Origin of the sequence: Kocuria oceani (assembly GCF_029524215.1) — a bacterium.
GTDB lineage: Bacteria > Actinomycetota > Actinomycetes > Actinomycetales > Micrococcaceae > Kocuria > Kocuria oceani.
In genome coordinates this window covers 106182-120151 of record NZ_JARAMH010000002.1, presented here as the reverse complement: position 1 = coordinate 120151, position 13970 = coordinate 106182, and the positions used below count along the sequence as shown (strand labels likewise).

At 75.6% G+C, this 13970-nt stretch carries 12 protein-coding genes and 1 pseudogene; 3 read left to right on the top strand and 10 right to left on the bottom strand.

The window, feature by feature from the left end:
- Positions 1 to 495 carry a hypothetical protein gene (locus PU704_RS02520; RefSeq protein ID WP_277550007.1) on the bottom strand — a complete coding sequence of 165 codons (495 nt, stop codon included), beginning with the start codon at positions 493 to 495 and terminating at the stop codon, positions 1 to 3.
- A complete protein-coding gene (locus PU704_RS02515) occupies positions 492 to 1619 on the bottom strand; it encodes a TerC family protein (RefSeq protein ID WP_277550005.1) in 1128 nt (375 codons plus the stop codon). Before PU704_RS02515 ends, PU704_RS02520 begins: the two co-directional genes overlap by 4 nt.
- A 338-nt stretch (positions 1620 to 1957) precedes the next feature.
- Here PU704_RS02515 and PU704_RS02510 point away from each other — a divergent pair, with 338 nt between their 5' ends.
- Positions 1958 to 2812, top strand: coding sequence for a 3'-5' exonuclease (locus PU704_RS02510; RefSeq protein ID WP_277550004.1), 855 nt, complete (start codon positions 1958 to 1960; stop codon positions 2810 to 2812).
- A gap of 22 nt (positions 2813 to 2834) precedes the next feature.
- Here the strand turns inward: PU704_RS02510 and hemL are convergent, their stop codons facing one another.
- The 8 genes and pseudogenes from hemL to hemE form a co-directional block, all read right to left on the bottom strand.
- The gene (gene hemL / locus PU704_RS02505; RefSeq protein ID WP_277550002.1) at positions 2835 to 4151 is read right to left on the bottom strand and encodes a glutamate-1-semialdehyde 2,1-aminomutase; all 1317 of its coding nucleotides are present in this window, start codon (positions 4149 to 4151) and stop codon (positions 2835 to 2837) included.
- Between the two features lie 53 nt (positions 4152 to 4204).
- Positions 4205 to 5215 carry a porphobilinogen synthase gene (gene hemB / locus PU704_RS02500; RefSeq protein WP_277550217.1) on the bottom strand — a complete coding sequence of 337 codons (1011 nt, stop codon included), beginning with the start codon at positions 5213 to 5215 and terminating at the stop codon, positions 4205 to 4207.
- Between the two features lie 111 nt (positions 5216 to 5326).
- A pseudogene (locus tag PU704_RS02495) lies at positions 5327 to 6061 on the bottom strand (uroporphyrinogen-III synthase); the annotation flags it as partial.
- Positions 6062 to 6156: 95 nt separating this feature from the next.
- Positions 6157 to 7113, bottom strand: coding sequence for a hydroxymethylbilane synthase (gene hemC, locus PU704_RS02490; RefSeq protein WP_277550001.1), 957 nt, complete (start codon positions 7111 to 7113; stop codon positions 6157 to 6159).
- Complete coding sequence (locus tag PU704_RS02485) at positions 7110 to 8318, bottom strand: ferrochelatase (RefSeq protein ID WP_277549999.1); 1209 nt, start codon at positions 8316 to 8318, stop codon at positions 7110 to 7112. The genes hemC and PU704_RS02485 overlap by 4 nt, the downstream gene beginning before the upstream one ends.
- A complete protein-coding gene (gene hemQ / locus PU704_RS02480; RefSeq protein WP_277549998.1) occupies positions 8315 to 9064 on the bottom strand; it encodes a hydrogen peroxide-dependent heme synthase in 750 nt (249 codons plus the stop codon). The genes PU704_RS02485 and hemQ overlap by 4 nt, the downstream gene beginning before the upstream one ends.
- A 3-nt stretch (positions 9065 to 9067) precedes the next feature.
- Positions 9068 to 10597 (bottom strand): protoporphyrinogen oxidase, encoded by a 1530-nt coding sequence (gene hemG, locus PU704_RS02475; RefSeq protein WP_277549997.1) that lies wholly within the window; start codon positions 10595 to 10597, stop codon positions 9068 to 9070.
- A complete protein-coding gene (gene hemE, locus PU704_RS02470) occupies positions 10594 to 11799 on the bottom strand; it encodes a uroporphyrinogen decarboxylase (RefSeq protein WP_277549996.1) in 1206 nt (401 codons plus the stop codon). The genes hemG and hemE overlap by 4 nt, the downstream gene beginning before the upstream one ends.
- Positions 11800 to 11924: 125 nt before the next feature.
- Here hemE and PU704_RS02465 point away from each other — a divergent pair, with 125 nt between their 5' ends.
- Positions 11925 to 13250 carry a glutamyl-tRNA reductase gene (locus tag PU704_RS02465; RefSeq protein ID WP_277549995.1) on the top strand — a complete coding sequence of 442 codons (1326 nt, stop codon included), beginning with the start codon at positions 11925 to 11927 and terminating at the stop codon, positions 13248 to 13250.
- Positions 13251 to 13301: 51 nt separating this feature from the next.
- Entirely contained in the window at positions 13302 to 13919 is a 618-nt protein-coding gene (locus PU704_RS02460; RefSeq protein ID WP_047803469.1) for a TetR/AcrR family transcriptional regulator, read from the top strand.
- Positions 13920 to 13970 lie beyond the last annotated feature (51 nt).

Genomic DNA, 13970 nt, shown 5'->3' with positions numbered 1-13970 from the left:
TCACAGCTGGTCCAGCCGGCGGGAGCGCGCCGGGCGGTGCACCGCGAGCGGGGCGGCCGCCCCGGAGGCCACGAGGACCACGCCGGGTCCGTGCTCGACCGTGGGCACGGGCAGCTGGACCGGGGTGACCACCACCAAGGCCCCGGCCCGGTGCGCCGCGTGGGCCAGGGCGATGGCGCGGGCCTGCCGGGGGCCGCTGAGGCCGCAGCTGCGGTGCCAGACCACGTGCACCCGGAACGGCACGCCGGAGGCCTCCAGGGCCGGCAGGGCGCGGGCGGCGACGGCTCGCGCGTCCTGCAGCGCCTCCTCGTGCACGTGGCGGCCGATGACGGCGTCGTCGGTGAACGCCGACCGGAGCGTCGGCACCAGCAGCAGCAGCGGCCGGCCCGCCTCGGCGGCGATCCGGGCGGCTCGTCGGGCCACCGCCGCGGCCTCGGGGCCGTCGGTGATCACCGCGGCGACCGGGTGCCGGGCTCCGGTGGCCAAAACGTTCATCGGGCTTCTCCCTCGTGCTGTCGGTCGTGGTCGTCCCGGGCCCCGGGCCGGGACCCGCCCTCGGCGCCGCGGCCGGACGGGACGGCGGCGTCGTGGGTCTGCCCGGCCCGGCCCCGCGCGGGTCGGCGCCACAGCGGCTCGAGCGCGGCCGTCTCCTCCTCCGAGGCGGTGCGGAAGGGCGGGACGGGCGGGGCGGGAAGGGCGCGGCGGCCCTGACCGCGGGTGGCGCGCAGGCTGGCGGCGATCGAGACGGTGAGGATCGTGGCGACCACCGCCAAGGAGATGCCGGTGGGGATGTAGACGATGTCGATCTTCAGCAGCATCTTGAGCCCCACCCAGACCAGCACCAGGGCCAGGCCGACCTTCAGGTACACGAAGCGGTGGATCAGGTCCGCCAGCAGGAAGTACATCGCCCGCAGCCCCAGGATCGCGAAGGCGTTGGCCGTGAAGACCAGGAACACCTCCTCGGTCACCGCGAAGATCGCCGGGATCGAGTCCACCGCGAAGACGACGTCGGTGACCTCGATCAGCACCAGCACCGCCAGCAGCGGGGTGGCCAGCAGCACCCCGCCGCGGCGGACCAGCAGCTTCTGCCCGTGGTAGGTGTCGGTCATCGGCACGAAGCGGCGGAACAGGCGCAGGACGGCGGACTGGTCCGGCTCCAGGTGCTGGTCGCGCTGGCGGATCATCCGCCACCCGGTGTAGAGCAGGAACGCGGCGAAGACGTAGAGGATCCAGGAGAAGTTCTGGATCAGCACCGCCCCGGCGGCGATGAAGATCCCGCGGAACACCAGGGCCCCGAGCACCCCCAGGAACAGCACCCGGTGCTGGAACTGCCGCGGCACCGCGAAGTAGCTGAAGATGATCGCCCAGACGAACACGTTGTCCACCGCCAGGGACTTCTCGATGAGGTAGCCGGCGAAGTACTGCTGGCCGAACTCCGCCCCCCATCCCCACCAGACGAGAGCTCCGAAGCCGACGCCGAAGGCAACCCACACCCCTGACCACAGGGCCGCCTCCCGCACCCCGATCACGTGGGCGTGCCGGTGGGCGAACAGGTCCACGGCCAGCATCAGCACGATGAAGCCGAGCACCGCGGTCCAGATCCAGAACGGGACGTCCATCACAGCACCTTCCGATCGATCCGATCGGAGGTCTCTCCCGGCCCGGTCCGGGCCCGCCCGCCGGACCCCTCCAGGGGCCGTAGTGACGACGGTGCGCTGGTGGGATACTCCCCTCCCTGCTCCGACAAGTGAAGCACTGTTCACCTGTTTGGGCAAGACCCCCGCAGGGACCACGCGCGGGGCGGGGCTCGGCGGGCGGCGCTCGGCGGGCGCCGCCGTGGCCGCGACCGTGCACCGCCGGGGCCCGTGCGGCACGGGGGCGGATCCGTCGCCGGGCACGGCCGGCCGTGCCCGGCGACGCGGCGTGGCGGGTCCGAGGGGGCCGGTACGGTGGGTCCATGTCCTCGCCCTCACGTCCTGCCGAGCCCACCGACCAGCCTCCCCTGTTCGACGCCGCGCCGCTGCGCGCCCCGGCGCCGGCGCCCTCGGCGGCCGGCGCCGACGCGGAGCAGGACGTCCTGTTCGAGCTCGACCCTCCGCCGGTCGCGCCCGGCGCCGCCCCGGCGTGGACCGAGGGTCCGCGGGCGGCCTTCGACCTGGAGACGACCGGACGGGACCCGCACACCGCCCGCATCGTCACGGCGTCCGTCCTGCGCACCGACGCCTCCGGCACGGTGACGGACCAGTGGGAGTGGCTGGCGGACCCGGGGGTGGAGATCCCGGAGGAGGCGGCGGCCGTGCACGGGGTGAGCACCGAGCATGCCCGCGCCGAGGGCCGGCCGGCGGCCGACGTGGTCAGAGAGATCGCCGGGGTTCTGGCCGAGCTGTTCGCGGCCGGGACGCCCGTGCTGGTGTTCAACGCCTCCTACGACTTCACGGTCCTCGCCCACGAGGGGCGCCGGCACGGTGTCGAGGTGCCGCAGCCGTTCCCGGTGCTCGACCCCTATGTCCTGAACAAGCAGGTGCACCGGTACCGGCGCGGCAAGCGCACCCTCGGGGCGCTGTGCGAGGAGTACGGGGTCGAGCTCACCGCCGCGCACACCTCGGCGGCGGACTCGGTGGCCACCGAGCGGCTCGCGGTGCTGATGGCGCGGCGGTTCCGCGAGCTCGTGCGCCCGGCCGCCGAGCTCCACGAGGACCAGGTGGGCTGGGCGGCGGAGCAGGCCGCGAGCCTGCAGGAGTACTTCCGGCGCACCCGGCCCGACGCGGTGGTGGACGGCGCCTGGCCGCTGCGCCGCCCCGAGGACGCCTGAGCGTCCCCGGAGCGGTCCTCGCTCAGGCGGCCGGCCGGGCCTCGGCGGCGGCCCGCGCGGCCGCGGGCAGGGCGGAGACGATCCGGTCCATGGCGGCGTCGTCGTGGGCGGCGGAGAGGAACCACGCCTCGAACACGGACGGGGGCAGGTACACGCCCTGGTCCAGCATCGCGTGGAAGAAGGCCGGGTAGCGGAACGTCTCCTGCGCCCTGGCCTGCGCGTAGTCGTGCACGCCCGTGGCCGCGGTGCCGAAGGCCACCGAGAACAGGCTGCCGGCCGACTGGATCGAGTGGTTCACCCCGGCCTCGTCCAGCGCGGCGCGCACGGCCTCCTGCAGCTGGGCCGACCGGCGGTCGACGGTCTGGTAGGCGATCCGGTCCGCGGTGCGCAGCGTCGCCGCGCCCGCGGCCATCGCCACCGGGTTCCCGGACAGCGTGCCCGCCTGGTAGACGGGACCCAGCGGCGCCAAGTGGTTCATCACCTCGGCGCGGCCGCCCACCCCGGCCGCGGGCAGCCCGCCGCCGATGACCTTGCCGAACATGAAGAGGTCCGGCTCCCAGCCGTCCTCGCCGGCCGCGGTGAGGCCCCAGTAGCCGGCCTCGTGCACACGGAAGCCGGTCAGCACCTCGTCGAAGATCATCAGCGCGCCGTGCTCGCGCGTGAGCCGGCGCAGACCCGCGTTGAAGCCCTCGAGGGGCGTCACGACGCCCATGTTGGCGGGCGCGCCCTCGGTGATGACGGCCGCGATCCGGCCGGGGTGGGCGGCGAAGGCCTCCTCCACGGCGGCGAGGTCGTTGTAGGGCAGCACGAGGGTCTCGGCGGCGGTGGCCGCGGTGACCCCGGCCGAGCCGGGCAGGGCCAGGGTCGCGACGCCGGAGCCCGCCTCGGAGAGCAGGGAGTCCACGTGGCCGTGGTAGCAGCCGGCGAACTTCACGATCAGGTCCCGACCGGTCACGCCGCGCGCCAGGCGGATCGCGGTCATGGCCGCCTCGGTGCCGGTGGAGACCATCCGCAGCTCGTCGATCGCGCCGATCCGGTCGACGACCAGCTCGGCGAGCTCGGTCTCGCCGCGGGTGGTCGCCCCGAAGGACAGGCCCCGCTCCACGGCCTCGTGCACGGCCTCGATGACCGCGGGGTGGGAGTGGCCGATGAGGGCCGGCCCCCACGAGCTGACGAGGTCGACGTACTCGCGGCCGTCGACGTCGGTGAGGTACGGGCCCTTGGCGGCGGTGATGAACGGCGGGGTGCCGCCCACGGAGGCGAAGGCGCGCACCGGCGAGTTGACCCCGCCGGGCATGACCTTGCGGGCTCGGTCGAAGAGTTCCTGGGAAACGCTCATGGGTTCTGTCTGCTTCCTTTCGCCGGGGGTGCCGGCTCGGGGGAGGATGGGGTTCAGGAGAGGCCGTTCTCCTCGCGGAACCAGTCCGCGAGCTCGACGGCGAAGTAGGTCAGCACGGAGTCGGCCCCCGCGCGGCGGATGGAGAGCACGGACTCCTGGACGGCGGCCCGCCGGTCGATCCACCCGTTGGCCGCGGCGGCCTCGATCATGGCGTACTCCCCGGAGATCTGGTACGCGGAGACGGGCACCGGGGAGACCTCGGCGACGTCGCGCAGGATGTCGAGGTAGCTCATGGCAGGTTTGACCATGACCATGTCGGCGCCCTCGTCCAGGTCCAGCTGCAGCTCGTGCAGCGCCTCGCGCCGGTTGGCGGGGTCCATCTGGTAGGTGCGCCGGTCGCCCTGCAGCTGCGAGTCCACCGCCTCCCGGAAGGGGCCGTAGAACGCCGAGGAGTACTTCGCGGAGTAGGCCAGGACGGCCACGTCGGGCCGGCCCGCCTCGTCGAGGGCGGCACGGATCACCCCGACCTGGCCGTCCATCATGCCGGAGGGGCCGAGCACGTGGGCGCCCGCCTCGGCCTGCGCCACGGCCATCCGGCCGTAGATCTCCAGGGTCGCGTCGTTGTCCACGGTCCCGTCCTCGGCCAGGACGCCGCAGTGCCCGTGGTCGGTGAACTCGTCGAGGCACAGGTCTGCCATGACCACGGTGTCGTCGCCGACCTCGGCGCGCACGGCGCGCAGGGCACGGTTCAGGACGCCCTCGGGATCGCACCCCGCGCTGCCCCGGGCGTCCCGCTGCGCGGGCACGCCGAAGAGCATGATCCCGCCCAGTCCCTTGGCCGCGACCTCGGCCGCGGCGCGGCGGAGCGAGTCCATGGAGTGCTGGACGACACCCGGCATGGAGCCGAGCGGGGCGGGCTCGGTGAGTCCCTCCCGCACGAACACCGGGAGGATGAGGTCGGACGGGTGCACCCGGGTCTGGGCGGCCAGGCGCCGGACGGCGGGTGTGGTGCGCAGCCGGCGGGGCCGGGACACGAGGTCGTAGCGCGGGGTTCGGTGGGTCACGGGAGTCGTCTCCTCGGTCGGGGATGTCGTCGGTGTCGTCGGTGCCGGGCGCCGCGGCCCGCCGGGGTCCGCGAGGGCGCGGGCGAGGGCGGCGCGGACCGCCTCCGGGGTGGGACGGTCCGCCGCGTGGGCGGTCAGGCCGCGGTCGGCGGCCGCCTGCCGGGTCGGTTCGCCGATGGCCACGAGCGCGGTGCCCGCCAGCACGGCGGGGTCCTCGCCCACCAGCTCGGCGAGGTGGGAGGGCGCGGTGAGCACCACTGCGTCGGCCTCGCCGGCGGCCAGGGCCGCCAGCAGCCCGGCCCGGTCCAGCGTCGGCACGGCGGCGTCCGCCGCCGTCTCCGGCACGAGGGGCTCCGGGGCCGGCCACGGGACCGTGTCATAGGCCGTGGCCGTGAGGACACGGTACCCCTTCGCGGCGAGGCCCGCCTCGAGGGTCGGCCGGGCCCGGCCGGAGAGGGGCAGCAGCACGGTGCCGGGGGCCGCTTCGGCCGGCCAGTCCGCGAGCAGCCCCGCGGCCGAGTGCGCCGTGCCGGGGACGAGGTCCGGGGCCAGCCCGGCGTCCGCGAGGGCGGCGGCCGTGGCGTCCCCCACCGCCGCCACGCGCAGTCCCGCGCTCCGGGCCGCGGCCAGCCGCGTGCCGAGCCCGGGCGGACCGGAGGCCCCGGTGACGGCCTGCAGGGCGCGCACGGTGTTGACGGAGGTCACCGCCAGCCAGGTGCGCCCCGCGGGTCCGGGCGCCGCCGCGCGGTCCAGCAGCGCGGACAGCGCCGCGGTGTCCGCCGCCAGGGTCGGCTCGAGCAGCGGCGCGAGCCGGACGCGGACCCCGTCCGCGCGCAACAGCGCCACGAGTTCCCGGGCCCGCCCGGCGGAGCGCGTGACGACGACCCGGGCCCCGCGCAGGGCACCGGAGCGGTCGTCGTGGCCGGGGCGCGGCACGGGTCTCAGAGCGTCAACCGGGCCAGCCGGCCGGCGCCGTCGGCGAGCAGCTCGTCGGCCAGCCGGGTGCCGAGGTCCCGGGCGGCGTCGACGGTGCGCTCCGCCGTGCTGCCGCCGCGGCGCATCACCTGGCTGCCGTCCGGGTCGGCCACGACCACGTCGAGCACCAGCTCGTCGCCCCGGGTCCTCCCGTAGGTGCCGACGGGGGCGGCGCACCCGGCCTCGAGACGGGTCAGCAGCGCCCGCTCGGCGGTCACGGCGAGCCGCGTCTCCAGGTGGTCCACCGCGGCCAGGGCGGTGGCGAGGGGAGCGTCCCCGGCGGCGTCCTCGGTCCGGCACTCCAGGGCCAGGGCGCCCTGGCCCGGTGCCGGGAGCATCACGGACGGGTCGATCAGCTCGGTGATCGCGTCCTGCCGGCCCAGCCGGTGCAGCCCCGAGGCGGCGAGGACCACCGCGTCGAGGTCGCCGGGGGCCACACGCGCCAGGCGGGTGCCGACGTTGCCGCGGATGTCCACGATCTCCAGGTCCGGGCGGGCGGCGCGCACCTGCGCCGCCCGCCGCGGCGAGCCCGTGCCGACCTTCGCCCCGGCCGGCAGCTGCGCCAGGGTGAGCCCGTCGCGGGCGCACAGGGCGTCGCGGGGGTCCTCCCGCTCCGGCACCGCGGCCACCTCGAGACCGGGCACGGGGGTGGTGGGCAGGTCCTTGAGCGAGTGCACGGCCAGGTCCACCGAGCCGGCCAGCAGCGCCGCGCGCAGCGCCGTGGCGAAGACCCCGGTGCCGCCCATCTGGGAGAGCGGGCCGGTCAGGACGTCACCCTCCGTGCGGATCGTGACGAGCTCCGGCTCGAGTCCGCCCGCGGCCGCCACGGCGCGCGCGGCCGTGGCGGTCTGGGTCAGGGCCAGCTGGGAGCCGCGGGTCCCGACCCGGAGGACGGGCCGGTCCGCGGCGGTCTCGGCCGTCACGCGTACCGCACCTCCCCGGACTCGTCGAGATCGACGGGGATCGGGTCGCCCTCGGGACGCTGGGCGATGGTCGGGCGCGGGCCGGCGGCGCCCCGCAGCACCTTGACGCAGCAGTCCGGGGCGCAGTCGTCGAACCACGTGCCCTGGGCGCACGCGGAGACCCGCGGCGGCGCGGCGCGGCCGGCGACCCGTTGCTCGACGAGGTCGGCCAGCCCGGACACGAAGGCCGGGTGCGTGCCGGCGGTGGGGGTGCGGACGGCCGGCAGGCCCAGCCGCTCACAGGTCTCGAGGGCCTCCGTGTCGAGGTCCCACTTGACCTCCATGTGGTCGGAGACGAAGCCCAGCGGCACCAGCACCGCACCGGCGACCCCGCGCCCGGCGACCTCCTCGAGGGCGTCGTTGACGTCCGGCTCGAGCCACGGCACCTGCGGGGGCCCGGAGCGGGACTGGTAGACGAGGTCCCAGGTGTGGTCGCCCAGCTCCTCCGGCCCCACGCGCTCGAGCACGGTGCGGGCGACGGCGAGGTGCTGCGCCACGTAGGCGGAGTTCTCCTCGAAGTCCATCCGCGCCGGCCCGGACGCCTCGGCGTCGGTGGTCGGGATGGAGTGGGTGCAAAACAGGATCGCGATCCGTCCGCCCTCGGCGCCCAGCCGCTCCCGGACCTGTGCGAGGCCGTCCCGGAGGCCTTCGACGAAGGGCTGCACGAACCCCTCGGAGTCGTAGTACTGGTGCACCTTGTCGATGTGCATCTCGTCCCGCAGGCCGAGCTCTTCGAGCGCGACGCCGTAGTCCTCGCGGTACTGCCGGCACCCGGAGTAGCTGGAGTACGCGCTCGTGGCCAGCACCAGCAGCCGGTGCATGCCCCGGGCGTGGCACTCCCGCACCACGTCGGCCACGTAGGGAGCCCAGTTGCGGTTGGCCCAGAGCACGGGCACGTGCATCCCCCGGCCCAGCAGCTCCGCCTCGAGGGCGGAGCGCAGCGCGCGGTTCTGGGCGTTGATGGGGCTCACGCCGCCGTTGGCCCGGTAGTGGGTGGCGACCTCCTCGAGCCGCTCGTCGGGGATGCCGCGGCCCTTCGTGACGTTGCGCAGGAAGGGCAGGACGTCGTCCTGGCCCTCGGGGCCCCCGAAGGAGGAGAGGATGACGGCGTCGTAGTCCTCGGGCGGGTGGGCCCGGGCGCGGGAGAGGTCGTTCTCGGCGGTCATCGCAGCACCTCCGCGATCTCCTCGGTGCCGATCCGGCGACCGGTGTAGAAGGGCGTCTCCTCGCGCACGTGCAGCCGGGCCTCCGTGTTGCGGAAGGCCCGCATCACGTCCACGAGGTCCACGAGCTCGGGCGCCTCCAGGGCCAGCAGCCACTCGAAGTCGTTGAGCCCGAAGCAGGCGATGGTGTTGGCCAGCACCTGGGGGTAGTCCCGGGCGGCCATGCCGTGGTTGCGCAGCATCTCGCCGCGGCGCTGGGGGTTCATGTAGTACCACTCGTAGGAGCGCACGAACGGGTAGACGCACACCCACTGCTCGGCCGGGACTCCCCGGGCGAAGGACGGGGAGTGGTTGCGGGTGAACTCGGCGTCCCGGTGGACGCCCATCGCGTTCCAGACCTGGGCGGTGCCCGCGAGCAGGCCCGTGCGGCGCAGCCGGCGGACCGCCGCCTGCAGCGCCTGGGGGTCCTCGCCGTGCAGCCAGGTCAGGACGTCGGCGTCCTCGCGCATGCCGGAGACGTCGTAGACCCCGCGCAGCGTCACGCCCTCGGCGGACAGCTGCTCGACGACGCCGTCGAACTCCGCGGCGGCCCCGTCGGAACCGGCGGAGGCTCCGCCGGAGGGCCCCGCGGGCCGGGCGAACACGGTCCAGACGGCCCAGTGGAGCTGCTCCGCACCCCCGTCCTGCGCCTGTTCGGGCTCGGCGGCGGGTCGGCCGTCGTGCGACTGCGGCCTGGTGTCGTGGCTCAAGGATCAGTCCTTTCGTCGGGTGGGGTCGGTGTCGGTCCGGGCGGGTCCGGACCCGGGCGGCGCGGCGGCCTCCGGGACGCCGGCCTCGGCGAGGAGCGCGCGGACCTGGGAGCGGGTGTCGGCGACGACGGAGGCGAGTCCCGTGCCGGCCAGCCAGCCGCCGACGGCGACGGCGTCGGGCAGCTGCGCCAGCGCCCGGCGGAACTCCGTCACGCGGCGGGCGTGGCCGACCCCCGCGCGGGGCAGCGCCGAGCGCCACCGCACGATGTCCGCGCCGACCAGCTGCGCCGGGCGCAGGGGCACCCCCATCAGGGTCGAGGCGTCGGAGAGCGCCAGCCGGATCAGCTGCTCGTCGGGCAGGGCGACCTCGGGGGGCACCGCGGAGGCGTCGGGCTGGGCGCGGCCGTAGGACAGGCGCAGCACGTGCCGGCCCGGGCCGGCGGCCTCCCGCAGCCAGTCCCACTTGGCACTGGCGTGGGTCAGGGCCTTGGCGCGCACCGCGCGGGCGTCCTCGCTGACGAGCAGGCCCGTGCCCCGGGGCGCGCCGTCCAGGCGCGGCTCGTCCACCACGAGGGTGGCGAGGGCCACCTGGGGACCCGGTTCCGGGGTGAACCGCTGGAGCTCGTGGCGGTGTCCGGCCAGGAGCCGGACGGCGGTGGCGCCGTCCGTGGCCACGACCAGCAGCTCGCCGCGGGCCACAGCGGTCTTCTCGCCGCGGCGGGGCTGGCGCTGGATGACCATCCAGCCCTCGCGCCGGGGGTCGCGGTCCAGGGCGATGACGTCGTAGTCGGTGACCAGCTTCACGCCCGCGCGCTCGAGCTCGCGCACGAGCGTCTCGGACAGGGCGTTCATCCCGCCGCGCAGCCCGGCCACGTTCGCCCCCGCGGGCGCGGCGCGGCGCAGGGCCCCCGCCGCGGCGCCGAGGGAGCCGTGCTCGCGCAGGGCCCGGCGCAGGCCGGGCGCCACCGCGTCGACGTCGAGATCGTCGGGGTGGGCGGAGTGCACGCCCGTGGTGAACGGGGCGACGAGACGCTCCAGCACCCGGTCCCCCATCCGCGCCCGGACGAGACCGCCCAGGGAGCGCTCGGTCGTGCCGACGAAGGCGGGCAGCCGGCGGTCGAGGCCGGCCCGGACCATGCCCGCGCGGCCCAGGGCCGCCCGCAGCCGCGGGGCGGTCGGATCAGCGGGAATGCCGAGGATCCCGGAGTCGGGCGCCGGGACGGCACCCTCGGGCAGGAACAGCCAGGAGCCGCCCCGGCGGGGCTGCACCACGCGGTCGCCCAGCCCGAGCTCCTCCAGGAGGTCCGGCACCGCCCGGGAGCGCGTCGCGAAGGACTCCGCGCCGGAGTCCATGACGAGACCGGCGACCTGGTGGGCGCCGACGGCGCCGCCCAGGTGGTCCTCGGCCTCGACCAGCGTGACGCGCAGCCCCCGCGCGGCGAGGTCGTGGGCGGCCACCAGACCGGAGACGCCCCCGCCGACCACGAGGGCGGAGCGGGGCGGTGCCGTCCGTCCGGCGGGGCGGGGGCTCACGGTGTGCCCTCGCGCGGGGCCCGCTCCACCGGCTGGTCGTGGACGAAGCCCACGAGATCGGTCAGCACCTGGGGATCCGTCCCGGGCGGGACGCCGTGGCCGAGGTTCACGACGTGGCCGGGCGCCCGGTCCCCGCCGCGCAGGACCTCGCGCACGTGCTCGGTGAGCACCGGCCACGGGGCCGCGAGCAGGGCGGGGTCGATGTTGCCCTGGAGCACCGTGCGGCCGCCGAGCCGGCGGTTGGCCTCCTCGAGGGGCAGCCGGTAGTCGACGCCGACGGCGTCCGCCCCGGCGTCGCGCATGGCCGGGAGCAGCTCGCCGGTGCCGGTCCCGAAGTGGACGCGGGGCACGGCGAGGTCGGCCACGGCCCCGAGCGCGGCCGTCGAGTGCTCCAGCACGTGCGCCCGGTAGTCGGGCAGCGAGAGGGAGCCCGCCCAGGAGTCGAACAGCTGCACGGCCGAGGCGCCCGCCTCGACCTGGGCGCGAAGGAACGCCCCGGAGGTCCGGGCGGCCCACTCGGCCAGCGCCCGCCACGCGGCGGGGTCGGCGTGCATCATCGTGCGCGGCAGGAGGTGGTCCCGCGAGGGCCCGCCCTCCACCATGTAGGCGGCCACGGTGAAGGGGGCGCCGGCGAAGCCGATCAGCGGGGTGGCGCCGAGCTCCGCGACGGTGCGGGCGACGGCCTCCCGGACGGGGTCCAGGGCGGCGTCCGCCAGCTCCGGGAGCGCGGCGACGTCCGCGGCGGTGCGGACGGGGTGCTCCAGGACGGGACCGCGACCGGGGACGATCTCGACGTCCACGCCGGCCACGCGCATGGGCACGACGATGTCGGAGAAGAAGATGGCGGCGTCCACGTCGTGGCGGCGCACCGGCTGGAGCGTGATCTCGGCGGCCATCGCCGGGTCGAGGCACGCGTCGAGCATCGCGGTGCCCTGGCGCAGGCTGCGGTACTCCGGCAGCGAGCGGCCGGCCTGCCGCATGAACCACACCGGGCGGCGGTCGGGCGTGCGGCCGGTGAGAGCCTGCAGCAGCGGCGCGTCCATCGTCCCGGCGGCGCGCAGCGGGTGGCGCTCCGGCAGCGCCCCGAGCGATCCGGTCAGGCGGTCGAACGCCGCCGAGGGGTGGGTGCCGCCCGTGGGATGCCCGGGAACGGCTGCGGTCGACGTGTCCGGCGTGCTCGCCGTCTCAGGGGTGGTAGGCATAGTGCCTCCATTGTGCCAAGGAACACCGACGTCGTTTGCCGACGCAGCGTCACCGCCGGGGGTGAGCGGCCTCTCACGCGTCACCGGGGCACGCAATCGCGGTGACCGTCTAGTATGAATGGACTGTGGTCCTCTTCGCACTCGTCGCCTCCCACCAGAACGTCGATCTGAACACCGTTGCGCGTCTCAGCACCGGTGCCCTCGGCCTGTCCGAGGAGATGGTCGGCTCCGGCCGGCTCCAGGGGGCCGTCACCCTGTCCACGTGCAACCGGCTCGAGCTCTACGGCGAGCTCGAGCCCGCGCCGGGCGCCTCCCCGCGGGCCGCACTGGACGAGGTCCTCTCCGAGCTCGCCGAACAGATCGGCTACCGCTCCGGGCTGGATCCGGAGTTCGTCACCGGTTCGCTGCGGGTCTTCACCGACTCGGGCGCCGCGCGCCACCTCTTCACGGTCGTCTCGGGACTGGAGTCCGCCGTCGTGGGCGAGCGCGAGATCACCGGGCAGGTCCGGCGGGCGCTCAACGACGCCCAGCAGGCGGGGACCGTCTCGGGCCGGCTCCTGCGCCTGTTCGAGGCGGCCGCGCGCACGGCGCGGAAGATCGGCACGCAGACCGCGCTGGGTGAGCGGGGCCGGTCGATCGTCTCCGTGGCCCTGGACCTCGCCGACGACGTCACGGCCGGCACCTGGGCCTCGCGCCGGGCCCTCGTGTTCGGCACCGGCGCCTATGCCGGGGCGACCATGGCCGCCCTGCGCGACCGCGGCTGCGCCGACATCGAGGTGTTCTCCGGGTCCGGCCGCGCCGAGCAGTTCACGCAGAACCGCGGCGGGACCCCGGTGGAGCCCGCGGGGCTGCCCGCCGCCCTGGAGCGCGCCGACGTGGTGATCGGCTGCAGCGGCGGCTCCTCCCCCATGGGCGCCTCCGCGCTCCCCGCCGGACCGCGCACCGTCGTCGACCTGGCGCTCACCCGCGACTTCGACCCGGCCGTGGCGGACCTGCCGGGCGTGGACCTGATCACCCTCGAGTCGGTGCGCCTGGCCGCCCCCGAGGAGACCCGGGAGTCGGTCGAGGCCGCGACCGGGATCGTGGAGCAAGCCGCCCAGGAGTTCGCCGCGAGCCAGGACGGACGGGACATGGACGCCGCGATCGTCGCGCTGCGCCGGCACACCATGGCCGTGCTGGACGCCGAGCTCGAGAAGGTCACGTCCCACCACGGCTGCACGGCCGCGAAGGAGCAGATCGAGCTGGCGATGCGCCGCATGGTCCGCTCCCTGCTGCACACCCCGACCGTGCGCGCCCGGGAGCTCGCCGCGCAGGGCCGGCAGGACGAGTACATCACCGGCCTGGAGGCCCTGTACGGCATCGAGGTCCCCGCCGCCCCGGCCGAGCGGACCGCGTCCCCGGCCCCCGCTCCGGCCGCGGAGATCGACCACCGTCCGAAGGCGGCAGGGTAGGGCAGCATTTCGTGCGGCCGGCTCCGCCGGCCGGTTGAGGAGGAACGGTTCATGACTGAGACCAGGAGAGGCCGCCCCGCGCGCCTGCCGCGGGAGGCGCGCCGCCGGCAGCTGCTGGAGACGGCACTGACCGTGTTCTCCTCCAACGGCTACCACGGGTCGTCGATGGACGACATCGCGGACGCCGCCCAGGTGAGCAAGCCGGTGCTGTACCAGCACTTCCCCGGCAAGCGCGAGCTCTACCTGGCGCTCGTCGACTACTACCTCCAGGAGCTCTCTGAGGCCCTCGTCGCCGCGCTGCGGGGCAGCGAGGTCAACCGCGAGCGGGTGGAGTCCATGCTGGACGTCTACTTCGGGTTCGTGGAGGCCAACCCGGAGGCCCACCGGCTGATCTTCGAGTCGGACCTGCTCGCGGATCCCGAGGTCGCCGAGCGGTTCGAGAACTTCCACTTGACGGTGGCCGACGCGATCGCCACGGTGCTCGGGCCCAACGCGGGGCTCAGCCACCCGCACGCGGTGCTCGTCTCCCGGTCCCTGACCGGCATGGCGCAGACCGCGGCGGTGCACTGGATCCGCAACCCGGGCACCGGCGGGCGGGCCGAGGCCCAGCGGCAGATCTTCCGTTTAGCTTGGGGCGGAATCTCGGTGCTCGACGAGGACTGGGAGTAGCCCCCCCCTAGACTGACCGGGACGCACCCGCAGCCCCGCTTTCGAGGAGGA

Bases quoted from the DNA above. Each gene is read 5' to 3' on its own strand.
- PU704_RS02485 (WP_277549999.1), bottom strand. From the start codon at position 8,318: ATGACCGCCGAGAACGACCTCTCCCGCGCCCGGGCCCACCCGCCCGAG.
- PU704_RS02515 (WP_277550005.1), bottom strand. From the start codon at position 1,619: ATGGACGTCCCGTTCTGGATCTGGACCGCGGTGCTCGGCTTCATCGTG.
- PU704_RS02460 (WP_047803469.1), top strand. From the start codon at position 13,302: ATGACTGAGACCAGGAGAGGCCGCCCCGCGCGCCTGCCGCGGGAGGCG.
- PU704_RS02520 (WP_277550007.1), bottom strand. From the start codon at position 495: ATGAACGTTTTGGCCACCGGAGCCCGGCACCCGGTCGCCGCGGTGATC.
- hemE (WP_277549996.1), bottom strand. From the start codon at position 11,799: ATGCCTACCACCCCTGAGACGGCGAGCACGCCGGACACGTCGACCGCA.
- hemL (WP_277550002.1), bottom strand. From the start codon at position 4,151: ATGAGCGTTTCCCAGGAACTCTTCGACCGAGCCCGCAAGGTCATGCCC.
- PU704_RS02510 (WP_277550004.1), top strand. From the start codon at position 1,958: ATGTCCTCGCCCTCACGTCCTGCCGAGCCCACCGACCAGCCTCCCCTG.